The organism is Pelotomaculum sp. PtaB.Bin117, from assembly GCF_002067195.1.
GTDB classification, from domain to species: Bacteria; Bacillota; Desulfotomaculia; order Desulfotomaculales; family Pelotomaculaceae; genus Pelotomaculum_D; species Pelotomaculum_D terephthalicicum.
Window position 1 is genome coordinate 18,925 of record NZ_MVQM01000164.1, and the last position, 26,770, is coordinate 45,694.

General features: G+C 46.9%; 28 protein-coding genes. 1 reads left to right on the forward strand and 27 read right to left on the reverse strand.

The window, feature by feature from the left end:
- Window positions 1–33: 33 nt before the first annotated feature.
- The 6 genes from A4E54_RS12475 to A4E54_RS12500 all read right to left on the reverse strand — a co-directional run bounded on the left by A4E54_RS12475 (window position 34) and on the right by A4E54_RS12500 (window position 5,118).
- On the reverse strand, window positions 34–1,053 hold the full coding sequence (locus A4E54_RS12475; protein WP_240082978.1) for an aspartate-semialdehyde dehydrogenase: 1,020 nt from the start codon (window positions 1,051–1,053) through the stop codon (window positions 34–36).
- Window positions 1,054–1,197: 144 nt separating this feature from the next.
- Window positions 1,198–1,797, reverse strand: coding sequence for a dipicolinate synthase subunit B (locus tag A4E54_RS12480; RefSeq protein WP_240083071.1), 600 nt, complete (start codon window positions 1,795–1,797; stop codon window positions 1,198–1,200).
- 18 nt (window positions 1,798–1,815) lie between these two features.
- Window positions 1,816–2,721, reverse strand: coding sequence for a dipicolinate synthase subunit DpsA (dpsA, locus tag A4E54_RS12485; RefSeq protein ID WP_240082979.1), 906 nt, complete (start codon window positions 2,719–2,721; stop codon window positions 1,816–1,818).
- 92 nt (window positions 2,722–2,813) lie between these two features.
- Complete coding sequence (dapB, locus tag A4E54_RS12490) at window positions 2,814–3,614, reverse strand: 4-hydroxy-tetrahydrodipicolinate reductase (protein WP_240082980.1); 801 nt, start codon at window positions 3,612–3,614, stop codon at window positions 2,814–2,816.
- A gap of 268 nt (window positions 3,615–3,882) precedes the next feature.
- On the reverse strand, window positions 3,883–4,086 hold the full coding sequence (locus A4E54_RS12495) for a hypothetical protein (protein ID WP_240082981.1): 204 nt from the start codon (window positions 4,084–4,086) through the stop codon (window positions 3,883–3,885).
- A 30-nt stretch (window positions 4,087–4,116) separates the two neighbouring features.
- On the reverse strand, window positions 4,117–5,118 hold the full coding sequence (locus A4E54_RS12500; protein WP_240082982.1) for an SDH family Clp fold serine proteinase: 1,002 nt from the start codon (window positions 5,116–5,118) through the stop codon (window positions 4,117–4,119).
- A gap of 63 nt (window positions 5,119–5,181) precedes the next feature.
- Here A4E54_RS12500 and A4E54_RS12505 point away from each other — a divergent pair, with 63 nt between their 5' ends.
- Window positions 5,182–5,331, forward strand: coding sequence for an Hsp20/alpha crystallin family protein (locus A4E54_RS12505; protein ID WP_240082983.1), 150 nt, complete (start codon window positions 5,182–5,184; stop codon window positions 5,329–5,331).
- Between the two features lie 90 nt (window positions 5,332–5,421).
- On the opposite strand, the gene A4E54_RS12510 is transcribed toward A4E54_RS12505, so the two are convergent.
- From A4E54_RS12510 to A4E54_RS12610, 21 genes are all read right to left on the reverse strand, one after another.
- Window positions 5,422–5,691: a YlmC/YmxH family sporulation protein gene (locus tag A4E54_RS12510; protein ID WP_240082984.1), complete on the reverse strand. Its 270-nt coding sequence runs from the start codon at window positions 5,689–5,691 to the stop codon at window positions 5,422–5,424.
- 48 nt (window positions 5,692–5,739) lie between these two features.
- Window positions 5,740–6,075: a hypothetical protein gene (locus A4E54_RS12515; protein ID WP_240082985.1), complete on the reverse strand. Its 336-nt coding sequence runs from the start codon at window positions 6,073–6,075 to the stop codon at window positions 5,740–5,742.
- A gap of 132 nt (window positions 6,076–6,207) precedes the next feature.
- Entirely contained in the window at window positions 6,208–6,672 is a 465-nt protein-coding gene (dut, locus tag A4E54_RS12520) for a dUTP diphosphatase (protein ID WP_286726317.1), read from the reverse strand.
- A gap of 95 nt (window positions 6,673–6,767) precedes the next feature.
- The gene (locus A4E54_RS12525) at window positions 6,768–8,051 is read right to left on the reverse strand and encodes a M16 family metallopeptidase (protein ID WP_240082987.1); all 1,284 of its coding nucleotides are present in this window, start codon (window positions 8,049–8,051) and stop codon (window positions 6,768–6,770) included.
- Window positions 8,052–8,343: 292 nt separating this feature from the next.
- Window positions 8,344–10,569: a polyribonucleotide nucleotidyltransferase gene (locus A4E54_RS12530; RefSeq protein WP_240082988.1), complete on the reverse strand. Its 2,226-nt coding sequence runs from the start codon at window positions 10,567–10,569 to the stop codon at window positions 8,344–8,346.
- A gap of 152 nt (window positions 10,570–10,721) precedes the next feature.
- Window positions 10,722–10,991 carry a 30S ribosomal protein S15 gene (gene rpsO, locus A4E54_RS12535; RefSeq protein WP_240082989.1) on the reverse strand — a complete coding sequence of 90 codons (270 nt, stop codon included), beginning with the start codon at window positions 10,989–10,991 and terminating at the stop codon, window positions 10,722–10,724.
- Window positions 10,992–11,077: 86 nt separating this feature from the next.
- Window positions 11,078–11,299, reverse strand: coding sequence for a hypothetical protein (locus A4E54_RS12540; protein WP_240082990.1), 222 nt, complete (start codon window positions 11,297–11,299; stop codon window positions 11,078–11,080).
- 12 nt (window positions 11,300–11,311) lie between these two features.
- Complete coding sequence (locus A4E54_RS12545) at window positions 11,312–11,539, reverse strand: hypothetical protein (protein WP_240082991.1); 228 nt, start codon at window positions 11,537–11,539, stop codon at window positions 11,312–11,314.
- A 112-nt stretch (window positions 11,540–11,651) separates the two neighbouring features.
- Window positions 11,652–12,581 carry a bifunctional riboflavin kinase/FAD synthetase gene (locus tag A4E54_RS12550; protein ID WP_240082992.1) on the reverse strand — a complete coding sequence of 310 codons (930 nt, stop codon included), beginning with the start codon at window positions 12,579–12,581 and terminating at the stop codon, window positions 11,652–11,654.
- 218 nt (window positions 12,582–12,799) lie between these two features.
- Complete coding sequence (gene truB, locus A4E54_RS12555; RefSeq protein WP_286726321.1) at window positions 12,800–13,795, reverse strand: tRNA pseudouridine(55) synthase TruB; 996 nt, start codon at window positions 13,793–13,795, stop codon at window positions 12,800–12,802.
- Window positions 13,740–14,717 carry a DHH family phosphoesterase gene (locus A4E54_RS12560; RefSeq protein ID WP_240082994.1) on the reverse strand — a complete coding sequence of 326 codons (978 nt, stop codon included), beginning with the start codon at window positions 14,715–14,717 and terminating at the stop codon, window positions 13,740–13,742. The genes truB and A4E54_RS12560 overlap by 56 nt, the downstream gene beginning before the upstream one ends.
- Complete coding sequence (gene rbfA, locus A4E54_RS12565; RefSeq protein WP_240082995.1) at window positions 14,710–15,069, reverse strand: 30S ribosome-binding factor RbfA; 360 nt, start codon at window positions 15,067–15,069, stop codon at window positions 14,710–14,712. Before rbfA ends, A4E54_RS12560 begins: the two co-directional genes overlap by 8 nt.
- Before the next feature lie 57 nt (window positions 15,070–15,126).
- A complete protein-coding gene (gene infB / locus A4E54_RS12570; RefSeq protein ID WP_240082996.1) occupies window positions 15,127–18,036 on the reverse strand; it encodes a translation initiation factor IF-2 in 2,910 nt (969 codons plus the stop codon).
- Window positions 18,037–18,183: 147 nt separating this feature from the next.
- Complete coding sequence (gene rnpM, locus A4E54_RS12575; protein ID WP_240082997.1) at window positions 18,184–18,462, reverse strand: RNase P modulator RnpM; 279 nt, start codon at window positions 18,460–18,462, stop codon at window positions 18,184–18,186.
- Window positions 18,463–18,483: 21 nt separating this feature from the next.
- Window positions 18,484–19,566: a transcription termination factor NusA gene (gene nusA / locus A4E54_RS12580; RefSeq protein WP_240082998.1), complete on the reverse strand. Its 1,083-nt coding sequence runs from the start codon at window positions 19,564–19,566 to the stop codon at window positions 18,484–18,486.
- Window positions 19,567–19,587: 21 nt separating this feature from the next.
- A complete protein-coding gene (gene rimP, locus A4E54_RS12585; RefSeq protein WP_240082999.1) occupies window positions 19,588–20,049 on the reverse strand; it encodes a ribosome maturation factor RimP in 462 nt (153 codons plus the stop codon).
- 164 nt (window positions 20,050–20,213) lie between these two features.
- Entirely contained in the window at window positions 20,214–21,359 is a 1,146-nt protein-coding gene (locus A4E54_RS12590) for an MGDG synthase family glycosyltransferase (protein ID WP_240083000.1), read from the reverse strand.
- A gap of 2 nt (window positions 21,360–21,361) precedes the next feature.
- Window positions 21,362–23,074, reverse strand: a complete 1,713-nt coding sequence (locus A4E54_RS12595) for a proline--tRNA ligase (protein ID WP_240083001.1) — start codon at window positions 23,072–23,074, stop codon at window positions 21,362–21,364.
- 105 nt (window positions 23,075–23,179) lie between these two features.
- The gene (ispG, locus tag A4E54_RS12600; RefSeq protein ID WP_286726328.1) at window positions 23,180–24,229 is read right to left on the reverse strand and encodes a flavodoxin-dependent (E)-4-hydroxy-3-methylbut-2-enyl-diphosphate synthase; all 1,050 of its coding nucleotides are present in this window, start codon (window positions 24,227–24,229) and stop codon (window positions 23,180–23,182) included.
- A gap of 2 nt (window positions 24,230–24,231) precedes the next feature.
- Complete coding sequence (gene rseP, locus A4E54_RS12605) at window positions 24,232–25,272, reverse strand: RIP metalloprotease RseP (protein ID WP_240083003.1); 1,041 nt, start codon at window positions 25,270–25,272, stop codon at window positions 24,232–24,234.
- Window positions 25,273–25,389: 117 nt separating this feature from the next.
- Window positions 25,390–26,547, reverse strand: coding sequence for a 1-deoxy-D-xylulose-5-phosphate reductoisomerase (locus A4E54_RS12610; RefSeq protein ID WP_240083004.1), 1,158 nt, complete (start codon window positions 26,545–26,547; stop codon window positions 25,390–25,392).
- Window positions 26,548–26,770: the final 223 nt, after the last annotated feature.

A 26,770-nucleotide genomic window follows, 5' to 3' on the forward strand; every position in this document is an offset into this window, starting at 1 on the left:
ATTCTGACTTCTGACTCCTGACTCCTGAGATTATTATTTTTTCATTAAACAATCATACTTAATTAAGAGTTCAGCAATTTGAATTGCGTTAGTTGCAGCGCCTTTTCGCAGTTGATCGGCTGCAACCCAGATATTCAGGCCGTTAGGAATGGAATTATCCTCGCGGATACGACCGATAAAAACCTCATCCCGGTCAGACGCAAATAACGGCATTGGATACTTCTTTGCCGCCGGATCGTCTACAACAACAACACCCGGAGATTTTTCGAACACCTGTCTCGCTTCTAAAGCGGTAAGCTTCCTCTCGGTCTCAATATTTATCGATTCAGAATGGCTGCGGTATACCGGCACCCGGACGGTAGTGGCGGTAATCGCTATAGAATCGTCATGCAATATCTTTTGGTTTTCTTTCACCATCTTCCATTCTTCTTTTGTATAATCCAGATCCATAAAAACATCAATATGCGGTATTAAATTAAACGCTATTTGGTATGGAAACACTTCCGGGGTGATTTTACCCTGTTCTAAAACCGCCTTGGTCTGAACAGTCAATTCTTCAATAGCTTCCGCCCCGGCACCGGATACCGCCTGATAAGTCGACACTACAATTCTCTTTATTTTCGCCGCGTCATGGATTGGTTTCAATGCCACTACCGCGATAATAGTCGAACAGTTCGGGTTGGCGATGATTCCTTTATGCCATTTAACATCCTCAGGGTTCACTTCAGGAACCACCAGGGGAACCGCAGGATCCATCCTAAAATTGCTGCTGTTGTCAATGATCACCGCTCCCCGCTCAACAGCTGCCGGCCCGAACTCCTTACTTGCCGCCCCTCCGGCAAAAAAAACAATATCGGCGCCGTTAAACGAGTCTGGAGTTGTTTCTTCCACACTATAGTTCTTCCCCCGAAAAGCCATTTCTTTACCTGCGGAACGGGAAGTGGCGCAAAGTTTTAAATCCCCTACAGGAAAGTTCCGCTCATCAAGCACTTTTAGAATCTCATGCCCCACTGCGCCGCTAGCCCCGACTAAAACTACTTTGTACTCCGACAAAGAAAAACCCCCTTAATAAAATATTTATTTAAAAGTTATCACTTCTAATTGCCTAGTCCCAACTGGTATTTTTCGGACAAGATTGCACAGGGTTTACAGGAGTTTAACTTTGCATTTTCACAGTGTCATTCTGATAATATTTGCCTAATTATGTCCCACCTGATGTACCACCAGTAGTGGCTGATACTGTTTACCCATTAATGCATCTTGTATCGTATTTACTAGCAAATCCCACTTCGCCACAAGCGAGCTCGGCTTTTCGGTCGGATTGTCCTGTCCAAAAGGAACCAGAAAGATATTTTTCATATTAAGCAGCAAACCAATATTTTTGGCGTTCATGCTCAAACCATCGTTGGTTGAAACAGCCAGCACCACCGGCCGCTGATTTCTTAATTGAGCCTTTACGGCCATCAGTACCGGGCTGTCAGTAATCCCGTTGGCTAATTTGGCCAGCGTGTTTCCCGTACATGGAGCAACTACTATTATATCATGAAGTTTCTGTGGCCCAATGGGTTCAGCGTCTGCAATAGTAGAAATTATTTCACGGCCGGTAATTTCACTAATCAAGTTTTGCCATTTTAGGCTGGATCCAAATCTAGTGTCAGTGGCATAAAGCGCGTCACTCATTACCGGATAAATTTCAGCACCCTCATTAACTAAATTGCGCACTTGCGGTATAACATCATCCAGACAACAATGAGAGCCAGTCAAGGCAAAACCAACCTTGACCCCCTGCAAACGCATCTCAAGCACCTCCGTTATCTAAAAACCGGGCAAGCCGCCTGCCGTTTCCCCTGCCAGAAATCCTGTGATCGCCTTGGCTAATATCCGGCCGGCTGTTTTAGGCGCAACCCTGCCCGGTAGACTAGGCGTAAGAACGGCTCTTAGTCCTAAACGCTCCGCCGCCTGAAAATCAGTTCCACCCGGCGCTGTGGCTAAGTCGATGATTACCGTGCCGGGTTTTATACCTGTTAATATGTCTTCCGTCAAAACCGGCGCGGGTACCGTGTTGAAAATTATATCGACTTCACCCATAAAGCTTCTCATTTCTGTAAAAGAAACAGGGGTTAGATTCATCTCAATAATCCTGGCCATGTCCGCAGTCTTTCTGGCGACAACCCCCGTTCGCGCCCCCATCGCCCATAATAAACGGGACAGTGTCCGGCCGGTTCGGCCAAACCCGATGACAATAGCCGAACTACCGTGAATAGTTATCGGCAACATTTCCATCGCCATCTGGACAACGCCTTCTGACGAAGGAATTGAATTTAATATCGCCACCTCGTCCAGATTCATTAGTTCGATAAGACGAAGGCCTAAACTTGCAGTCATCTGCTTGAGCAGCGTACCGGCAAGTCCGGTAAAAACGAGAGTCTTAACAGGTAAAGCCGCCATTATTTCTTCAGTTAGGGTAAAGGTCTGTTCGGACAAAACACAGTGCAAAAGCCCTTTATCATCAATGCCAAGAATAGGCAGGACAACAGCTTTAACACCCTTCAGACTATCCACTAAACTACTCGAGAGAACAACACCGCTGGTACCGTCTTTTACAGGCAGGCCAGTAACATTCACCCGGATACCTGATGCAAGTAACTCCTCGATCATATCCAGGTATCTGGCATCGCCTCCGATAACAGCAACGGTAATCCCATCAAGATCTGGCTGCATAACCGTCGGAAACCCCCTAACATCGTTGGCTGCGTTTACCCACATTATATGAGCCATTAAAAATGAAGGTGCTTGTCAATATTAAGTTGCGATTAATCAAAAAGCAGTTTGTCTAAACCATAAACCACCCTTTCAAGATGTGCTACTTTACGTATCCCATACAGTATTCCGGGCATGAACGATTCCCGGGTGATAGAGTCATGCCTGATTGTTAAAGTCTGACCCAATCCGCCAAAAATGACCTCCTGATGGGCTACCAACCCCGGCAGGCGAACACTATGTATGCGTATCCCACCTGTTAGCTTGCTCCCGCGCGCCCCGGCTATGTTTTCAAATTCATTAACCGGCCCTTGCTCGAGATCTCCACGCTGTTCAATAATCGCCTCGGCTGTTTTTATTGATGTACCGGATGGCGCATCAATTTTTTGATCATGATGCAATTCGATTATTTCCACTTGAGGGAAATGGCGCACGGCTTCGGAGGCAAATCTCATCATTAAAATCGCCCCTATGGCAAAGTTAGGCGCTATCAAACCACCTACGCCCAATGATTTTGAAAGGTCAATAATTGCCTGAATTTTTTCCTCACTCAACCCGGTTGTCCCGACAACCGGACGCACGCCGTGATTCAGACAGATCATTACATTCCGGTATACAGCCTGAGGAGTGGTAAAGTCTATTACTACGTCAGGACGGGTCCGCAATATGAGCTCTTCCAGGTCTTTTTCTATCGATATCCCAATCTCACCGGCTTCAATCAACGAACCGACATCCACTCCTTCTCCCCTACTGTCGGCCGCACCAATAAGTTCCAGATCATCTGAATTCCAGATAGCTTTGACCACCTCCCGGCCCATCCTGCCATAAGCACCGGCAACAATAACCCTAAGCAAAACCACACCTCCCTGAAAATCGCCGCTAACTTTTTAAACTTAATTTTCTTATATATAATTAAATATGTCAATAAGATATGTCAATAAGAATTAAAGTGACAAAAGACACTTAAGTGCAAGTGAACTCTACACGGCTAACTCTTTCAACGGCCTAAACGGCGAATTCCGCCTTGGTATATTTATCTTTAATTTAGTCATAATACTATCAATTTAGAAAGGGTGTGTTAACAGGAAAGACCAAAAGGCCGATACGAAAGACTGTTGTATGTTAATATAGAAGAACCATGTCCAATGTTTTAGGCATATTTTCCGGAATCACAAGTCTTGTCGCGGTACTCTCCGGCAGATCCGGAAAAGTAAATTCAGCCAACGGGTATCCTGATCCCCTGGTTAAAAGATAATACTTTGTTTCGTTTGTTTTAAAATTAAAACTAATTTTTTCATTCTTAATTTTGGTCAGTTCATCTTTCATACTTACTTCCTCCTGCAAAATTATTTTATGCTACGAAATAATTCTCCAACCTTGCTTTAATATATTCACATTTACCTTACCGGACTCAGGAAAATCACGCCGTTCAACAACCCCGGAGAAAACAAAACCATCTGAACCATACATTGACTCCACTATGCCGCTGGTAACTTCAAAATCTATCCTACTGCCACTTAACTTCTCCGCTGGGTTAAAAGGTTCCGACAGAGCCAATTCTTCCGCATAATCTTGGTAAAGCAGCCATAATAAAGATTCCAGATTGCCGTCGGGCATGGTGATATTAAGAGTTATTTCTTCTGATGCTTCCCGCCTGGAAATCATATGATTGTGTGCGTACAGTTTTTCTGTAAGGTTGTCAATTATATGCTCGCTCATCCCTTCCCGTAACGGCTGTTGATGCATCGCCAGCAGTTTTTTTGCCAGCGATCTGATCAATAAGTAATTCCGGTGGACATTCCCCAGGGCTAATGGATGAATCCGCTCCGCAAGAAGGGTAAATGCTTTTACCTGCTGGTCATTACTACAAACACCGGCCTTTTCCCCGGCCAAAGCCAAATAAGAATAAACATCCTCAATATTTACCGGAATTCTAGCGGTGGGGTTGTTGGGATCCTGTGGATTAAAAGCGTTTACAACACTGGGATCTATCGGACCGAGTTCACCCATTTTACCCATTACTATTTCGTCCGCCCCCAGACATAACAACGTTCCAGCGCTGTAACAACGAAAAGGAACGATAATATTAAAACGATTTGTATATTCCCGGATTAGGTGAACTAATCGCCAAGGCGTCAGGACATCGCCTCCCCTAGTATATAGAAACAAATCTATCTGGCTGCCTGTTCTTTGATCGTTTTTATTAAGCATTTCCAAATGTCTGTAAAAAACCTCTGTCACATCAGGTGCAATTCTTGTATTAATATTTTCCCGGTCACCTGTAATATAGCAGATAACGGCGGCATCTCTCAATTCAGCAATATTTTTAATCAATTCAATTCTTTGTTGACGTGCCATGTCAGACCTCCTGTCATCCCCAATTATGCTTAATTTTTAGTATGTCAAAAGCAGGTTGTAAAGATGACAGATAAGCAAAAAAATTTGGGCGCTTATTTTAAAGTATATGGTAATAATTTGTTTCCAGGGCAGGTAGAAGCGACATATTCCAACGGCATCCTGGAAATCCGCGCACCCAAATCGGATATGGCTACGAGGCGGAAGGTAAAGTAAATCTAGCTTAGTATAAATTAACATAAAACAGGAGGGGGTGGCGGTATCCCCTCCTGTTTTATGTTAATTTATACTAAGCTTGCGTGGATACTAATACGAATAGCGCTGAAAAGCCGGGTTAGTCTGATCCAGCTCTACAATGATAACTTCAGCGCCGATTTTTCTCACAGCTTCCCAGGGTATTATCAACTTCGGCTTGTCTATCCACAGATTTATAATGTTATTCTTCCTTGGCAGAATTATTGAACGAATCTCACCGGTATCGATATCTATATCCATGTCAGATTCATCTACCACACCCAATCGCGCGCCGTTATAAATATTTACTATTTCTTTACCGACGAGCTCACCCAATCTCATATTAACCACCCCTTGCGAAATTTAATTTATATATTGACAATTTGATTGTTAAATTTTTCGCCATGCCTGGATCACCTTCAGGATATAAGGCTGAGCTAAAGCCATAATAATTGAAATTGCAGCCAACGGCTCCAGGCTGTAATGTCCTAAATGCACTCTCGCCGGTAATTGCAGCTCAACAAAGGTACATATCAACACAAGTGAAAGATAGATACCCCCAGCAACTCCGATAAGGTTGGTTAGCGCTTTTGAAAGTGGACTGGATTTGCTTTCACCAATTACTCCCCAGTCTTTTTCCCTGTATCTCTGCTGTTTAACTCTTTCGCGGACAGAAAAAACTACCAGCAACAATACAACCGTACCGAATAATAACCCATTTAGCATAGTCCCACCCCCGTAATAATCTATTTAGGACATGCCGGGAATATGATAAAAAAGACAGGTACTCAGAATTCAGTAGTCAGAATACTTCAAGACCATAATGTTTTCTCATTCTGACTCTTGACTACCTAAATTTCACACTTTGCCGGTGGAGCCAAAACCACCTTCGCCACGACCACTTTCCTCAAGCTCTTCCACAGGTTCAAGGACGGCATTATATACCGGCAAGAAAAGCAGTTGAGCAACTCTTTCTCCCGGATTGACTATGTATTCACTAATAGATTGATTGTAAACAGCCACAATTATTTCTCCTTTGTAGTCGCTGTCAATAACCCCGACAGCATTTGCAAGAGAAATACCATGCTTGGTAGCTAAGCCACTTCTGGGAAAAACCAGGCCAACAATGTGTTTAAACGGGATTTCAATGGCAATGCCTGTCGGGATTTTCATTCTGGCGCCGGGGGGCACCACCAAAGGTTCATCCAGGCAAGCCGGTAAGTCCAACCCCGCTGAGCCTGTCGTGGCATAGTGCGGAAACGGTATGGTGTCGCCTATTTTTTCAGACACTTTTTTTACTTTTACGGTTATGGAAAAGCTCATAAATACCTCCATGGAAAACTTATCGCCGGCAAATTTAAAATCCTCCTCGTCGGAGGATTAATATTCGTTAAACTATTCTGGTTCGCTGAATCAATCTATGTTTCACGCCTCAATTGACTTCCATACCTTGACAACATTTTTTCCATGTTACCACAGTCCGTCCAAGGCCCGATAGTCGCCATGGAAAAATCCCCGGGCTTTAACATTTCTGCGGCTAATTCCTGAATATCAGCTATCGTTACTTTGTTTATTTTTTCTACAACCTCCTCCGGGGGGATAACCTTCCCCAGATAAAGTTGAGATTTTCCCAATCTGCTCATCCGTGTGCTGACATTCTCCAAGCTCAAGAGCAGATTACCCTTTAATTGGTCTTTTGCCCGCTGAAGTTCTTCGGATTTAACGCTATTTAACCTGATATCTTCCACTTGTTTAAATATTAGCTCTAATACCTCATCTACGTTTTGCTTGCTCAGACCGGCATAGATACAAAAAAGACCGGTATCGTGGTATGAGCTATGATAAGAGTAAACTGAATAAACAAGCCCGCGCTGCTCCCTGATCTCCTGAAACAATCTCGAACTCAAGCCTCCGCCAAGAATAGTGTTAAGCACCTGGAAAGTGTAAGTTTTCTCATTTTCCAGGCTTAAGCCGGGAGTACCAATGCACAAGTGCACTTGTTCAGTTTCTTTGCTGCGGCAAACCACATCCCGCTTTGGCGCGGGAGCAATTATGTCGCGTGCCGGCAAATAACCTTTTCTTGTTTCCAGCACTGGACGAAGTTTATTGATTACCTCATCTTTATCTATATTGCCTGCAGCTGTTACTACCAGATTTCCCGGTTTATAATGGGTATTATAAAACTCAACTATTTTATCCCTCGAAATCTGCTCTATCACCTCGGCAGTTCCGATAATCGGCCTGCCGAGAGCATGTCCCTGCCACATTGAACCGGCAAAAATATCGTGTACCAACTCATCCGGAGCATCTTCGTACATTTTAATCTCTTCGACGATGACATTTCTCTCGCGGTCGATATCATCCGGCGCAAATTTAGAGTAAAATAGCATATCGCTCAATAGGTCCACGGCAAGGTCAAAATATTCATCAAGAACCCTGGCGTAATAACAAGTATATTCCTTGGTAGTAAACGCGTTCAGCTGCCCGCCTACCGCATCAAGGGTCTCGGCAATCTGCTTGGCTGTTCGCCTTTCAGTCCCTTTAAAAAGCAAATGCTCAATAAAGTGCGATATACCGTTGTTCTCAGAGCTTTCATAACGCGAACCCACATCAACCCAAAAGCCCAGAGCCACCGAACGAACATGGGGAACTTGCTCCAAAAGAATATGTATATTGTTGTCAAGAGTAACCTTATGGAACATAAAGGAACCTCCTATATAAATACATCCTGAAACATATTCGTGATATTTGCTCTAATTCCTTTAAATTAGAACTATATATATTGAAAAGCTTTATAATCTCCCTTATCAGGTTTCCCAATTTCTTTTCTGATTATTTACTGATACTGCTTAACAAATCCTATGCGTCCCATAGCATTATTATTAAAATAAAAAAAAACCTCTAATTCGAGGTGTTAGTAATGCTACTACCCAAAAGAAAAACACATCCATAATAAAAAACAAGCTGCTATTACTCAATCAGGATAATGTCTTGCTAACCACGGCCGAATTCACGGCGTCTTGGCGGCCGCGGTCCCCGGTCGCGAGACCTTTCCCGGTCGTCCTTGGCGACCTTTCCTGCCGGCGCAGGCACAACATCTTTCTTTGACAGCTTCAACCGGCCTTGATTATCATATCCAATAGTTTTAACCAGAATCATATCCCCTTCTTTGACAACATCCTCAACCTTATTTACCCTGTGGTGTTCAAGCTGGGAAATATGAACAAGGCCTTCTTTACCCGGCAGCCCCAGAACTCCCGGGATAATCTCAACAAAACAACCAAAATCCATCACCTTGGTAACACGCCCGTTATAAATTTCACCGGCCTGGATTTCCTTTGTCAATGATTCGATAATTTGCAGGGCTATTTTACCCTTTTCCTGGTCAACAGACGCAATAAACACCCGGCCATCATCTTCTATATCTATATCAGCACCGGTTTCCTCAACGATTTTTTTAATAATCTTACCACCCGGCCCAATTACGTCACGTATCTTATCCGGGTCAATCGTGGTATGGATAATACGCGGGGCATGCGGCGACAGTTCCGGTCTGGGAGCGGGAATAACCTCAAGCATTTTATTTAAAATATGCATACGACCCTCATGTGCCTGCGCCAGGGCTTGCTCGAACACTTCCCGGGTAATACCGGCGATTTTGATATCCATTTGGAGGGCTGTAATCCCCTTGGCAGTACCCGCGACTTTAAAGTCCATGTCACCAAGGTGATCCTCAAATCCCTGGATATCAGTAAGTACAGCGAGTTTATCGCCTTCTTTAATCAGACCCATGGCAACACCGGCAACCGGCGCTTTAATCGGCACTCCTGCGTCCATTAAAGCCAAACAACTGCCGCATACGCTTCCCATTGAGGTGGAACCATTTGATTCAAGAGCTTCGGAAACAAGGCGAATGGTATAGGGAAATTCTTCTTCATTCGGTATAACCGCGGCAAGCGCCCTTTCTGCCAGTGCTCCATGTCCGATTTCCCTGCGGCCTGGAGACCTGATCGGCCGGGTCTCACCCACGCTGAAAGGCGGGAAATTATAATGATGCATAAATCGCTTGGATTCTTCCACACCTAGACCGTCCAGGATTTGCTCATCCGAAATTGTTCCCAGGGTTACCGCTGAAAGGATTTGAGTTTGTCCCCTGGTAAAAAGCCCGGACCCGTGGGGTCTTGGTAAAACGCCCACTTCAACGGATATCGGGCGCACCTCTGTAATCGCCCGTCCGTCAATACGCGCTCCTTCTGATGTGATCATACTGCGTACGATTTTCTTTTCAACTGCGTCAATAACCGTTCGTATTGAATTTTCTTGTTCCGGAAAGGTTTCGATAAATTGCTCCACCAATTCGTTCTTAACATCATCCAAATATGATTCACGGGCTTGCTTAATAAGTCTTTCGTTTACGCACCGCCGGAGGGCAACCTCAAGTTTTTCCCCGGCCTTCCCGGTTACCGCTTCTATAATGTCAGGCCCTGGTTCGGACATGACAGGCGTTACTTTTTCCCTGGCCAGCCCTAAAGCCAGGGCTTCATCACGAAATTCCTCAATAAAGCTAACGATTTCTTTCACAGCGTCATGTCCGAAAGATATCGCTTCCAGCATGACCGCTTCCGGAATCTCACGGGCACCCGCCTCTACCATCATTACCGCGTCTCCGGTACCGGCAACCACCAGGTGCATTTCACTTTTTTCGTTCTGGGCTAAAACAGGGTTGATTATAAACTGCCCGTCCACCCGGCCGACAATAACACCGCCAATCGGGTATTTAATAGGGATTTCCGAGATGTGCAACGCCGCTGAAGCGCCGATCATGGCGGCTATTTCCGGTGCGTGGTCCTGGTCCACGGACATTATTGTGGCGATAACCTGGACCTCGTTGCGCATTTCTTTAGGGAACAGGGGGCGGATTGGCCGGTCGATCAATCGTCCGGAAAGAACGGCCTTCTCACTGGGACGGCTCTCTCTTTTTATGAAACCGCCCGGTATCTTTCCCACAGCGTAAAACCTTTCCTCATAATCCACCGTAAGTGGAAAGAAATCAATCCCTGCCCTGAGGTGGCCTGCCATAGTAGCGGTTACCAGGACGGTGGTATCCCCGTAACGGACAAAAACAGAACCACTCGCTTGTTTTGCCAGCCTGCCGGTTTCTAAGATCATCGGGCGACCACCGACGAGAATTTCTTTAATTAAAACTTGGTTATTTAACATTGAGTAGCAATACCTCCCGTAACAGACATGAAACATTTAACAAAATATATCTTCGACATTCTTAATATTATTTCCTTTCGGGGTAGAATAAAATACACAAACCCCCGCATATGACGAAGAAGCGGGTGAATTAGCCCGCTTCAAAAACATCGCTACTTTCTTAAACCAAGTTTTTCGATAAGTGAACGATATCGATCAAAATGCCGGTCACGCAGATAGTTTAGCAAGGCCCTTCTTTGGCCAACCATCTTAAACAAACCACGGCGTGAGTGGTGGTCACCTTTATGCAACTGCAAGTGACCGGTAAGGTTGTTAATCCTTTCCGTCAAAATAGCAACCTGTACTTCCGGGGAACCAGTGTCGTTATCGTGAAGCTTATGTTGGGATATAATGGATTGCTTGTCTTCAGTAGTCAAAGCCATGCTGTTCACCTCCTTTTTGGGAAATCGCTGCCGGCCAAGTCAACCGCCGGAGAACATGTTACCTAGCCTGCAGTTCTTCGGGAAGGCTACTTCCCGATTATTGTTATGACCAGGCGGCCGCCTGGTATATCTTTGGCAACAATATCAAACACTCTGCCAGGCTTAGCTAAAAAACCACGGAATCTGGTAGCCGTCGGTATGCGTCCTGGTATGCCGCTGGCAGCGTTAATGATGTCCGCTATAGTGATTCTATCCTGTCTCATATCCCGTAATCGCTTGCGGGCGTGTTCCGTAATAATAACCTTCATCCTGTTTACACTCTAATACGCGTTAGATTGGTACATTCGTTCTTCTCCCTCTTGCGCGAGAAAGGCATATAGGGCATCCTGGAAGGCTGTTAACCGGACATTCTCAATGTTTGACTGGTTGTAAATGCACTCCAGCTCTTTTTTCAGAGACTGGAATTCCTCGCTCAGGCAAATCAGAGCGATATAATTGAGCCACTTTTTAATCTCCTCCTCGGGAGAATCGAACTTTGGCACAGTCAAGGTTAACGCCTCCTCTCATGATACGGGACGTTTAACGCGATAATTGTAGCACAAATCAAACGCTTATGTAAACGCTGCCCATAAAATTATATTGAAAATCGTTATTTTTTATTCATTTGCTTTCGACCCCCGCCCGGGTTTCCATAATATCTTGCTCTATTTGTTTAACCAGGTCGGTTGATGTCGGAAATTTTTTTTCCCCTCTTAACCGCCTGATAAATTTCACTTTGATATTCTTCCCATAGAGATCCTGGTAAAAATCCAGCAAATGCACTTCAATATTCCTTGCGTTACCTTGAAATGTCGGCTTGACGCCGATATTTGCCACGCCAAGATAGGTTTCACCGTCTACATAAACCTTAACCGAATAAACACCATCCGCAGGAACCAGCATTTTTCGATCTATATTCAGGTTGGCGGTAGGAAAACCAAGAGAGCCGCCACGCCTTTCCCCCGTTACGACCTGCCCCTCGATAAACGGATAATACCCTAGAAATTTGGCTGACTCAACCACCTGGCCTTTCATTAACAACTCCCTAATCAGGGAACTGCTGACTACCTGACCTTCAACTATTACCGGAGGAACCACACGCAGCTGGTAGTTGTATTTAGAAGCTTGTTCTTCCAGTAAGTCCGGCGTTCCCCGGCCATAGTGTCCGAAAGTATAATTATATCCAACTACAACCCCACTGGCCCCCAGTTCTTCATGCAGCACTGTCTTGATAAAATCTTCCGGTGAAAGCTTGGCAAATTCAAGGTCGAAAGGTACCAGCAACAATACTTCTACGTTTAGTTTGGCTATAAACGCCTGTTTCGCTTCATGTGATAGCAGCAACGGAGGACAATTATCCGGGTACAAGACAGCCAGTGGATGAGGATGAAAAGTAAAGACAGCCGGTGTACCACAAATTTCATTGGCCATACTCACTATTTCAGAAATCAGTTTTTGGTGGCCGATATGCACACCGTCGAAGTTCCCCATTCCAACTACCAGCTTTTTATGTTTATACTTTAAGCCATGCCAATGGCGGTAAACATGCAAGTTAACAACCTCCTGCCTGAACGGAACCGGTTCGGTCGTATATTAATTATTCAGGCATTCAGATTCAGCAGTCGTAAATTCAGAATGCTTCAAGACGATAAACCATCTCTCATTCCGACTCCTGACTCCTGACTCCTGATTAGTACTTCCATATTTTCGTTAGCTGCACCATTAGTGTTACCTAGCAGCGCTAGCAACGATTACCTTATATAATATAATTATACAAGCACACAAACGGTTTTAAATACTAACCTGCTCGGATCTGCCGGATCATAGCCGGTCTCAGCTACCGCTAACAACCCCTCCGGGCCTTGCAGGCGAACAAGAACACCTTCGGTCAACCCGTCAGGCAATTCAGCCACTCCAGGTAAAAAAAGCTTTGAGCCCGAACTGACCGCTGCAACCGCCGCGCTCTTTACTCTAACAGGCGGTAATCCTAATAAAGCTTCTTCCACAGGAATAATGATATTAGAAGCATTATTACCTGCTTTCCCTACAGCAGCAAATGACTTAATATCTTCCAGCGTGCATGAATCAGCAATTTCAAAAACGCCTGCTCTTGTGCGCACCAAAAAAGACATATGAGCGCCGCATCCCAGGTGATCGCCGATATCCTCACACAGTGTCCGGACATATGTTCCCTTGGAGCAGGTTAAGTGCACCAGCGCCACCGGTTTAGGCCCACCCCAACCGGCGCCGTCAATATAATCAAGCTTATTAATGGTGACCGCCCGTGCCCGGCGTTCGACCGTCAAACCTGCTCTGGCCAGTTCGTACAGCTTTTTCCCATGCCACTTTAGCGCGGATACCATCGGCGGCACCTGGCTAATCTCCCCGGTAAAAACCGGCAGTGATGCTTTAACGCTTTCCGCGGTCAAATATGAAGCGTCACACTCGCCTATTACTTCACCAAAGGAGTCCCCTGTGGAAGTTACGGTACCAAAAGTAATCTCCGCGCGGTACTCTTTATCGTCCCCGGCAATAAACCGGGCCGCGCGGGTGGCACGGCCCAGGCAAACAACCAGCACCCCGGCTGCTCCGGGGTCCAGCGTTCCGGTATGTCCCACCTTATTTATTTTAAATGTGCGGCGGATAAAATCAACCACATCGTGAGAGGTCATCCCGGGAGGTTTCAGCACGTTGATTATCCCATTCATATCACAATCCCGCTCCTCCGGCTGCATGAACTGCCGCCGCAACCACCTCTTTTTCAATTGTACTAATCTTTCCCGCGATTTCACAGCCAGCGGCGCGCAAATGACCCCCGCCACCCAGAAAAGATGCCAGGCGGTTAACGTCCACCGTTTTTTTTGATCGGAAACTAATTTTATATTTGCCGTCCGGCAGCTCATGAAAGAGCAATCCCACTTCAACGCCTTTAATTGACCGGGCGTAGTTCACAATTCCTTCCGTATGTTCATCTTTCGCCCCGGTGTCCCGCAGCATGTCACGGGTGATAATCATCCAGGCTACTCGGCCGCAATCGCTAAATGAGAGGGTTTTCAACGCTGCGCTTAATAAAAGCTGAGAAACCCGCGATTTTTCTTCATAAAGAAGAACGTTTATCCGGGAAAATGGTACGCCCATTTCAATTAAATGAGCCGCTCGCCTATGTGTATTGGGGGTGGTACTCTCATATTGAAATGAACCGGTATCTGTAACTATCGCCGTATACAAACAAATTGCCATGTCTAAAGAAATATTAACTTTCATTAACTGCAGCAAGTCAAATATGATTTCTCCGACCGCCGCCGCCTGAGGGTCAATATACCTGTATGTACCGTAAGAATTTGTGCTGGCATGATGATCTATATTAATTACAGTCAAATCACGCCCGGGCAAATCCCGGTAACCGCTACCCAATCTTTCCGTTACGGGACAATCCAAAGCAATTAGCGTGTCGTAAGCGCCTTCCGGCGGGCTGCCGACCCGGTAATCCTGGATGCCCGGTAAAAACTCATATATCTCAGGAATAGGATCGGGACCGGCAACGGTTGCTTGTTTGCCAAGCTGTCTCAATATCATCGCTAATGCCAGTACCGATCCGAGGCAGTCACCGTCGGGCATGATATGACCGCATATCAACGCATGCTTTACGTTGCTGATGGCCCGGGCAATCACCTCAAGCTTATTCATCGGAGGGGCCACCTTTCTCCCGGACTTCTTCCATAAGCTTAATTAAGCGCGCGCCCTGCCCTATTGATTGATCTAGTTTAAAAGCGATCTCCGGAGTGTAACGGAGCCGGATTCGCTTGCCCAACTCACTTCTGACAAATCCCTGCGCTTTCGCGAGCGCTTCCATAGAAGCCTTTTGAGCGGCGGGCTCTCCGTAAACGCTGGCAAAAATATCAGCATAACGTAAATCCTTTGATACTTTTACTGCAGTTATGCTGACGAAACCTATCCGCGGATCTTTTATTTCATCCCTCAGCAAATCAGAAACTTCCTTTTTTATAGCTTCCGCTAAACGTTCAGAACGGAAAGACATTGCCTAACACCTCCTAGTAAGAGGTTAGTGATTATATATAACTTTGACTATCTACATTTAAGCGAGTTCCCTTTTAACAGCTTCAACGGTAAATGCCTCAACAACGTCTCCCTCTTGCATCTCATTGAATTTTTCAAAAGCAAGGCCGCACTCGTATCCTTGCAATACTTCTTTCACGTCGTCTTTAAACCGCTTTAGAGAATTTAATTTACCCTCATGAATTACTATGCCGTCGCGCACCAGCCGAACGCCGGCATCCCTTTCTATCTTGCCTTCCATAACATAGCAGCCCGCTATAGTACCTATTTTTGAAGCCCTGAATATCTTCCTTATTTCCGCCCTGCCCAGAGCCACTTCTTTATATTCCGGCTCAAGCAAGCCGCTCATGGCCGCCTTAACGTCTTCTATGGCCTCGTATATAACCCTGTACAGCCGTACGTCAACCTTCTCATTCTCCGCAGCTTTCCTGGCGTTTACATCCGGACGCACGTTGAATCCCAATATGATGGCGTTAGATGCCGACGCCAGCATGATATCAGTTTCAGAAATGGCGCCTACTCCGCCATGGATAATGTTAACCTTCACCTCTCCGGTATTTAACCGCTCCAGCGCCTGCCGCAAAGCTTCAACCGAACCCTGCACATCCGCTTTGACGATAATGCCCAGTTCTTTAATCTGGCCTTCCTGGATGCGCTTAAATAAGTCGTCCAAGGACACCCTGGTGGTGGTTTTTAACTCTTCTTCCCTTTTCTTTATCTGTCTGCGTGAAACAATGCTTCTGGCAAGCTTCTCATCCTGGACAACAATAAACACGTCGCCCGCCATCGGTGTTTCCGAAAAACCCAATACCTCAACCGGCATGGAAGGCCCGGCTTTTTTTACACGACGCCCTTTATCGTCAATCATGGCGCGTACCCGCCCGATGGCGGAACCGGCAATAATGTTGTCGCCAATCTTCAGAGTACCGTTTTGCACCAGCACGGTGGCTACCGGACCGCGACCTTTATCAAGTTCCGCCTCTATCACTGTTCCCCTGGCCGGACGCTCAGGGTTGGCCTTTAATTCTTTCATTTCAGCCACCAGCAGGATCATTTCCAGAAGGTCTTTCAACCCTTCACGTTTGACGGCTGAAACATTAACACAGATAGTATCCCCGCCCCACTCCTCGGCTATCAATCCTTGTTCAGTAAGCTCCTGTTTGACCCGATCAGGGTTGGCTCCGGGTTTATCCATCTTGTTAATGGCCACAATAATCGGCACTTCCGCCTCTTTGGCGTGATTTATCGCCTCTATGGTTTGAGGCATTACCCCGTCTTCAGCCGCAACTACCAGGATGGCAATATCGGTGACCTGTGCGCCACGCGCCCGCATAGCCGTAAAAGCTTCATGTCCCGGCGTGTCTACAAAAGTGATTTTCTTTCCACCATGCTCAACCTGATAGGCACCAATATGTTGAGTAATCCCGCCGGCCTCTGTGGCAGTCACATTGGTCTGTCTGATGGCGTCTAACAGAGAAGTCTTGCCATGATCGACATGTCCCATCACAGTAACGATACAAGGTCTTGGATTTAACTGTTCAGCATCCTCTTCCGGTTCCTGCATCAGCAACGCTTCCAGATCAACCGGAAGCTTAACCTCAACCTCATATCCGAATTCCACGGCCAGCAAGCTTGCGGTATCGCTGTCAATCTCCTGATTTATTGTTGCCATCACACCAAGCTGCATCAGTTTTTTGATCAGCTCAGCCGGGCTTTTGTGGATCTTTAAAGCCAATTCTTGTACTGTTATTGATTCACCTATTACTACGGGTTTCTTTTCTACCGGTTGAGCCGGCCCAACCGGGCGACTTTCCTGGGTTTTAACGGCTCCTTTTTTACGCGGACCTGCAGCAGTCCTTGAACGCAGTTTTTCGTCAGTATTATCCAAGCTCACAGAACGTTTATCATAACGCCCCTTACTATTCAGTCGCCCAATCTGCGACTTTGGTTTATCCTGAGTCTTTGGTCTATCAGCGCCTTTATTATCGTACCGCCCCTGCGGCCTCGCCGCCATTGTTGAGTCTGTTTTCGTCCTGGCGCCTTGGCCGGCGCCGGCCTGAACGGGTCGTTCAAACGGTTTCTGTCTTGCCTCTGGCTGACCGGCCGGTCTGGCACCTCGCTCATTCCATCGCTGTGGTCTAGCACCCGGGGAACCGGTTGCACCAGCCGGTCTGGGCGCTCCCTGCTGTCTATTGTCGACAGACCGGCCCGGCCCTGTTTTGTGGCGATCATAACGGGGGGCCGGATTTTTATCTTGAGGAGGCCGGTTTTGCTGTTGTTTACCCTGCATTGGGCGCTCCTGGCGGCCGCCTTCCATTTGCGGCCGTCTGTTTTGCATGCGATCTTGTGAAGACTTTTCCGGACGCCCGCCATCGGGTCTACCACCCTGTGGCTGGGTTGGCTGAAACCTGTTTTGTTGAGGACTGTCGAATGCTTGACGATCCCTATGCCCTTCAACAGCTTTACCTCTTACACCCTGGTTATTTTTTTGCTGACCCTCAATTCTTCTTTGCAAAGTTTTTTCTCCCGGCACCGGTTTTTCTTCGAAACGCCTGTCCGGTGGACGGGAAGGAACACGGTCAACTAAGCCAGGACCACGGTAATAGTTAGCCTCCGGGGCCTTGCCGCCTTTTTTTTGCTCAATCTGCTGCCCTCCCGTTTTCCGGGTCTTTCTAAAATCTGCAGCTAAAGACTCGCTCTTGTTCTCCACCTTTTGCTTCTGAGATACGGCAGGTGCCGGCTCGAGCACTGTTTTCCCAACCTCTGGAGTTTCTTTTTTGTATAACTTCAGTAAACGTTCAACATCATTATCCTCCAGCGCGCTCATATGAGATTTAACGTTTACTCCCATACCGCTCAATTTATTAATTATTTCCCTGCTTTCTATGTTAAGTTCTTTTGCTATTTCATGCACCCGTTTTTTCACCATATGCTCACCTCCATGATATATATCTTGTACGAACTACATCTCCCCTTTCAACTATCAAATGTTTACCGAGACAGGGATACTTTACGGATACTCACCCGTTTCCAACTCCGCACAACAATAAATAATGCTAGAATCTTTTATATCCACTTAATGGCCGCTAACTTTCATTAATTCCTTTGCCAGGGCGTCAAAAACTTCGGAGGATATTGGGCTTTTCAAAGCCTTTTCAAGTTTCTTCCCCTTAACTGCTTTTTTAAAACAATCTTCACCAGGACAGATATAAGCGCCACGTCCGGAGCGTTTTCCAGTAAGATCAATCTCAATTGTATCATCAGGTGTACGCACCAGCCGGATCAACTTTCTTTTAGGTTTCATTTCCTGGCAACCGACACACATCCTTTGGGGTATTTTTTTTACCCTAGGCACCGCCCCTACCTCCTATTTATACTATTCATCCGGACTTTTGTAAACTTCACCGCATTCCTCAGAATATATTTCCTGCATTTGTGACTCACTCTTAATATCTATCTTCCAGCTGGTCAGTTTTGCCGCCAGACGCGCATTCTGTCCTTCTTTGCCGATTGCCAAGGATAGTTGGTAATCCGGTACAATTACCCTGGCTATTTTTTCCTCATCCCATACTTCAACAGCCATCACTTTTGCCGGACTTAGGGAACTGGCAACAAACTTTGACGGGTCCGGGTTCCATTTAATAATATCAACCTTCTCACCATTCAGTTCATTGACAATGTTCTGAACTCTCATCCCCTTTGGACCGACACAAGCCCCCACCGGGTCGACATTCTCATCTTTTGAATATACAGCTATCTTCGAGCGGGCACCCGCTTCACGCGCAATCGCTTTAAGCTCCACAATACCTTCCTGCAATTCAGGAACCTCCAATTCGAAAAGGCGCTTCAATAAACCGGGATGGGTACGTGAAACCATGATTTGAGGCCCTTTGGTTGTTTTTCTCACCTCGACGATATACACCTTGATTCTTTCACCGTGCCGGTAATCTTCACCCGGCATCTGCTCTGAAGGCATTAAGATAGCTTCCGTTTTACCCAGCTCAATCAATACATTTTTTTGTTCAAACCGCTGCACTGTGCCTGTGACTATTTCTCCCTCGCGATTTACGAACTCCTCAAAAACAATATTTCTTTCCGCCTCGCGAATTCGTTGCACTACCACCTGCTTCGCTGTTTGTGCGGCTATGCGGCCAAAATTTCTCGGGGTAACTTCAGCCTCAACAATATCGCCCACCTGATAATTGGGGTTTATTCTTTGCGCTTCCTCCAAATCAATCTCCAGACGCGGGTCTTCCACCGACTCTGTTACCGAGCGCTGGGTATAAACTTTAAAATCTCCGGTCTCGCGCTCAATATGGATCCGGGCATTTTGCAGAGAGCCAAAATTCCGTTTATAGGCAGATTGCAAAGCCGCTTCAATAGCTTCCAGCAAAACATCTACCGCGATGCCCTTCTCCTTCTCCAAATCTCTTAAGGCCTCTAAAAATTCTATATTCATCCTACTTCCCCCCCCTCAAGCTCAAAGTACCCCTGCCAGCCGCGCCGATGCAATCTGTTCCAAGGGAATAAATAATTCCGCGCCATCCATATCAATCACCACGTCGCCCATGCGTGTGCCCGCAAGACGGCCGCTAAACTTCTTCCGGCCGTTAATAGGTGCAAAAGTGGCAATAACAATATTTCTCCCCCTAAACCGGGTATAATCTTCAACCTTTTTTATAAGTCTATCAATACCGGGTGAAGACACCTCCAATGTATAAGAATGCGAAATTGGCACCTTTTCATCAAGCAACCTGTCGATTCTCTCGGAAACAAAACGGCAATCCTCGTGGCTGATTCCCTCAGGTTTATCAATAAAAATTCGCAGATACCAACGGCCGCCTTCTTTTAAGAACTCAACATCCACCAGTTCCAGATCAGCCTCCTGAACGATTGGTAAAGCTATCTGTTCGACCAGTTTCACAACTTGAAGACTCGCCACCAGAAACCCTCCTAATTATCCACTGTTTGCGAATATAACCTTTGACTGCGTGATAAGACGAAAGAGTGGGAATTACCCACTCTTTGAAAAGACCAAAAAATAATACGTTGCTGACGCACTGTTACCGGTACTACTATATCATAAAAGACATTTGTTGACAAGGGCTATCTTTTTAGGCTGTTTGCAACAGCCTCCTCCATAATACTAACGGCGTCACTCGCCGCCCTAGGTTTACCTAGGGTGATGGCGGACCGGGTCATTATTTCCAGGCGGCCGGCATCTTGCAAGTACGATTTAACCTGTCCGGCCAGATTCCTTTCGTCAACCCTCAACCCTGCCCCCGCCCCCGCCAGGAATTGCGCGTTTCTTTCTTCCTGACCCGGCAGCGGATCAATAATAAATACAGGCAGGCCCATCGCCATTGCCTCCGCGCAAGACAAACCGCCCGGCTTGCCGATCAGCAAGTCCGCCGCCGCCATTAACTCATGGATGTTGTTGACGTAGCCGTAAATCTTTACTGCACAGGACATGTCAGGCGCGAGCTTTACCAGCCTTTCCTTAAGTAGGTCATTAGTACCGGCAACAACCATCAGCTGGCAATCATCAAAAGACTCTCCCAACGTTTTCATGGCAGACTCCAGGTTTCCCATGCCCAGTCCGCCGCCCGCAACTAATATCGACGGGAGTTCAGGATTCAACCCGAGCTTTTCCCGTAATTCCTTCTTATTATATTTCCTTTCGAAAGCCGGATCTATCGGTATCCCGGTAGCCCGCACATTTTCCGGCTTAATCCCGAACGCCGCACATTCAGGCTGTAATTGCTCGTCGCCGATCAGGTAATAATCCACTCCCGGGAATATCCAAAAAGAATGTATGGTAAAATCCGTGATAGCCGCCAAAACAGGTCCCGTAAACATACCTTTCTTTTTCATGTGAGACATAATCCCCACTGGGAAAGGATGCGTGCAAACTATTACTTCCGGTTGAAAATCCTTGATATACTTCACCAGCTTGGGCGCAACCAGCAGGTTTAAGATACGGTTGAATTCGAGCTTACCGCGTCCTGATAAAGGCTGCCCTTTCTCCGCCTGTCGGTACAAGTAACCGTATACAACCGGACTCATTTTCAGAATTTCCATATACGTGCCTAAGACTACTTTTTCCAGAAAAGGACTGGCATAGCGGAAAGTGTCCAGAATGGATACTTCTGTTTCCGGATAAAGGTTACCGGCTGCTTTTTTAATAGCTTCAGCCGCCCGCATATGCCCGTTACCAACGGTAACTGATAAAACAAGTATTTTTTTTAACATAATTACAATTGTCCCAAAAGCTTTATCACAGAACTTTCCACCTTATTAACAGGAATCATCACCACTTCACCGGTTTTACGCACCCGGACCTCGACTTGCTCATTCGCCACAGCCTTCGCCCCGACGGTAATCCGCAAAGGGTAGCCAATCAGGTCAGCGTCCTTGAATTTGACCCCGGCGCGTTCAGGCCGGTCATCAATCACTGTTTCAATCCCCGCCTTAACAAGCCGGTCGTAGGTTTCTTCCGCCATGGCCGTCTGTTTTTCATCCTTGACGCTCACCGGTACGACTACAGCGTGAAACGGCGCTATGGCAACCGGCCAGATAATCCCGTCTTGATCATGGTTTTGCTCAATGGCGGCAGCCATCGTCCGGGTAACGCCAATACCGTAGCAACCCATTATAATCGCCTTTTTTAGGCCGCTCTCATCAAGGTAAGTGGCTCCCAATACCTTGCTATACTTATCCCCCAGCTTAAAAATCTGGCCTACTTCAATCCCCTTTGCCTCTTTCAGCGTCGAACCGCACCGGGGGCAAGGTTCACCGGCCTGCACCATCCTGATATCACTGACGATATCAACGTTAAAATCACGAACCGGGTTAACATTAATCAAATGAGCGTCATCCTTATTTGCCCCGGTAACAGCGTTGGTCAATGCGGAGATTTCCAAATCCGCGATTATTCTTACGCTTTTCAGATTTACCGGCCCGGCAAATCCAACCCGCGCGCCGGTTATGTTCTGTACCGTGGCTGCCCCGGCCAGCTTCAAATGCAAGCAATGCAAAGCGTTTGACAGCTTAATCTCATTGACGTCACGGTCACCTCTGACCAACACCGCGACAACTTCTTTTTCCGTTTCATATAGAAGTGTTTTTATGATCTTTTGCGGCGGCACATGTAAAAAATCAGCGACCTCTTCCACTGTATGGGCGCCGGGAGTCGGCACCTCGGCAAGCTGTTTCAAGTCCTCGCAGGGTTTGGCTGTGACATTGGGCTGCGCGGCCTTTTCCACATTGGCGGCATACCCGCATGCTTCCTTTTCACAAAATAGGATGGTAGCTTCCCCGGAATCGGCCAGTACCATAAACTCATGGGTATCACTGCCTCCAATTGCTCCGGAATCAGCTTCTACTGGTCTAAAGCGCAATCCGCACCGCCGGAATACCTGGGTATAGGCGTCGTGCATTTTTTGATAACTCACCTGCAAACCATGCTCATCCCGGTCGAATGAATAAAGATCTTTCATGATAAACTCCCGGCCGCGCAGCAAACCAAAACGCGGCCGCCGCTCATCCCGGTATTTATTTTGAATCTGGTATAGTAAAAGTGGCAGTTGCTTGTAAGAGCTTACCTCACCCCGCACCAGCGCGGTAATTATTTCTTCATGTGTGGGACCAAGGGCAAAATCCCGGTCATGCCGGTCCTTTAAACGGAAAAGTTCCGGTCCGTACACGTCCCAGCGGCCTGACTCCTGCCACAGCTCTGCGGATTGGATAATCGGCATCTGCAACTCCTGCCCGCCCTGGCGGTCCATTTCCTCCCGGATGATCTGATTAATCTTTTTTAACACACGCAGGGCCAGCGGCAGGTATGTGTATACCCCTGCCGCTTCCCGGCGGATAAAACCGGCCCGCAGTAACAGCTGGTGGCTGACTACTTCCGCTTCCGCAGGCACTTCTCTTAATGTAGGTGCAAATAACTCTGTCGTTCGCATAAAACTCCTCCAGACAGTATTTTCTTTCAAGGAGTCAGAATTCAGAATATTTAAAGACAATAAACCATTCTCTCATTCTGACTCCTGATTCCTGACTCCTGAATATTACAGCAATTCTACCTCTTTCAACAATTCTTCGACAAGCTTTGCTTCTACTACTTTCCGGATAACTTTCCCTTTACGGAAAATAATTCCCACTCCTTTACCGCCGGCAATGCCGATATCAGCCTCCCTGGCCTCGCCCGGGCCGTTAACCATGCATCCCATTACCGCCACTTTTAGCGGCTTGTCCAAGCCTTGAAGTTTTTCCTCCACTTCCTCCGCGATCTTTACCAGTTCGATCTGGGTACGTCCGCATGTGGGACAGGAGATAAGCTCCACACCCCGCTTGCGGATCCCCAGCGACTTTAAGATGTCAAGACCGGCCCTCACTTCGTGGCGGGGATCCCCGGTCAAAGATACTCTAATAGTATCGCCGATGCCTTCATTCAATAATATGCCGATGCCCACAGCGGACTTTATGGTCCCGTAACGGATGGTACCGGCCTCAGTAACCCCGATGTGAAAAGGATAGTCCGTCAAACCCGCCAGCAGGCGGTATGACTCCAGCATCAAAGGGATGTCAGAAGCTTTCAAAGATACTTTAATACTGGTATAATTTAATTCTTCAAGCATTTTTATGTGGCGCACGGCGCTTTCAACCATCGCCGCCGCGGTTACTCCGCCATCCCGCGCAAGCAGTTCTTTTTCCAGCGAGCCGGCGTTTACTCCAATGCGGATAGGCACATTCCTCTCCCTAGCCGCCGCCACCACTTCCTTAAATTTCTCACGCCCGCCGATATTACCCGGGTTTATTCTGAGTCCGTCGACACCCGCTCCGATCGCCGCAAGAGCCAGCCGGTAATCAAAGTGAATATCAGCGATCAGCGGTATATTAATCTCTTTTAGAATAAGAGGCAATGCCTCCGCCGCTTCCCGGTCAGGCACAGCGACCCGGATTATCTGGCAACCTCCGGCCGCCAGTTCATTGATCTGAGAAATGGTGGCGGGAATATCCCTGGTGTCGGTGTTCGTCATGGACTGCACACTTACCGGCGCCCCGCCGCCCACCTGTACCTTGCCGACAAAAACAGGTTTTGTAAGTCTTCTTTTCATCATTATTGCCCCGGCGCCTGGTTGAATATATATAACTGGAGAATATCATTATAAGTAATAACCACCATCAACAGCAGCAGCAGCCCGAGACCTACCAGGTGAATGTAATTTTCTTTTACCGGGTCTACCGGCCGGCCGCCAATCTTTTCCCAGGCCAGAAACAGAATCCGGCTGCCGTCCAGTGCCGGGATCGGAAAGAGGTTAAACAAACCTAAGTTAATACTTAAAAAAGCTGAAAGCTCCAGCAGGAAGAAAAAACCAACCTGCGCCGCCTTGCCAATTTCACTGACCACCCGCACCGGTCCGCCGAGTTCCGCCGGCACTTGCCCGAAAATCATTTTAGCAATGAAGTCAAGGATAGTGACTGTAATCCTTCCAGTCGTCTCTAATCCCAGTGCCAGAGACGGTATCAAACCCATTTTACGGTAGCTGTAAACCGACTTGACGCCAATTTTCCCCTGGCCGTTCTCATCTCTATAAGTATCTATATCATACTGTTTTTCAATACCATCCCGCGATATAGTCACAGCGATTCTTTCTTCCGGTCGCTCACTTATCCTGGTGACAATTTTCTCCCATTCCAAGTATTCTCCGTTAACAGCCACAATTTTATCTCCTGCGACAATACCGGCTTTTTCAGCTGGGGAACCGGGAATGACTGCTTCGATCTCAGTTGTTCCAACCTGTATACCTTGAAACATAAAGACAAAAGCCCACAAAGCCACCGCCAGAATAAAATTCATCAGCGGCCCGGCAAAAATAACAGCGACACGTTGCCCCACGGTTTTTTTATTAAATCCGCGCTCATCATCAGCTTCCTCCTCATTCGGGTCCATCCCGGCCATACGCACGAAACCACCCAGGGGTAATGCCCGCAGGTTGTAGGAAGTTTCCCCTTTAGGGATACCAAACAGCTTCGGCCCAAAGCCCAGGCTGAATTCATGAACCTTTATGCCAACCAGTTTGGCAATACTAAAGTGACCGAACTCGTGGAAAATAACCAGCATGCCAAACACAAATACCGAAGCGATAAAAGTCAGCAACAAACACACCACCTTGCATTATCATTGGAATCAAGCATTCAGAATTCAGCAGTCAGTATCCAGAATATTTCCAGGCGATAAACCATTCACTCATTCTGACTCATGACCACTGAGCGGTTACAAGGTTCTGATTAATGCGGCCCCAGTTTCCCTGGCCCAAGAGTCAGCCTCCATAATTTCTTCCAAACCAGGCTGTTTTGCCGTCAGATGCTTTTCCATCACTTCACCCACGATAAAGGGAATTGCCTGGAAAGGAATTCTTTTTTCCAAAAAAGAATTGACAGCTACCTCGTTGGCGGCATTAAGCACAGCGGGCAAGGTCCCCCCTGTTTTCCCGGCCTCAAAGGCAAGCTTTAAGGAAGGGAACCTCTCTATATCCGGCTCTTCAAAAGTCAATTCTTGCAAACGAGTCAATTTAAGCCTGGAACAACAGCCCGGCAGTCGCTCCGGATAAGTCAGGGCGTACTGTATAGGCAGCCGCATATCCGGCTGCCCCATCTGGGCTATAACCGACCCGTCCGAAAATTCAACTGCTGAATGAATAATGCTCTGAGGATGTATAACCACTTCTATTTGTTCGTAGCTTACCCCAAATAACCATTTTGCTTCAATAATCTCGAGCCCTTTATTCATTAAAGTGGCTGAATCAATAGTAATTTTATTGCCCATTTGCCAGTTTGGATGAGAAAGCGCCATATCAACAGTTACATTATCCAGCTGTTCTTTACTGAAATTACGAAACGGTCCGCCCGAAGCTGTTAAAATAATTTTTTCCACAGCCCCTCGCTCTTGACCGTTAAGACACTGCCAAATCGCTGAATGTTCGCTGTCAACCGGCAACAAAGCCGACTTCTTTTGCGCAGCCAACTCTATAACCAGATGTCCGGCAGCCACCAAGGTTTCCTTGTTAGCCAATGCGACATCCTTGCCTGCGCTAATCGCGGCAATAGTCGGATATATACCAAGCGCCCCGGTAACCGCAACCAGGACGATGTCAGCTTGCGGCAGCATGGCCAGGTTTTCCAGCCCGGACCTTCCCCAGGCCAAATCCGGAATCCCGCTCCAAACGAGCTCATCGCGTAAATTATTAAGCTCTTGTTCTCTTTCCAATACAACGGCATCCGGCCGGAACTCTCTGATTTGCCCGGCAAGGAGCTGCCAGTGCTTACCCGCCGCCAAACCTACTACTTTAAACCGGTCAGGCAACTGACGGATAACTTCAAGTGCCTGCCGGCCAATTGACCCTGTGCTGCCCAGGATAACAACTCTTTTCATGTCAGACTCCAATAATAATATTCAAGTACTCAGAATGCAGTAGTCAGTAATCAGAATTTAAAGATTTCAAAAAACGATAAGCTGTTTTTTTATTCTGACCCCTGAATGCTGACTTCTGACTCCTTAGTAGTTAATATCTGGTGTTCAGTAGTCAGCACTCAGAATAATTCAAAGACAATACACTGTTCTCTTATTCTGGCTACTGGCTACTGAATAAGTTATG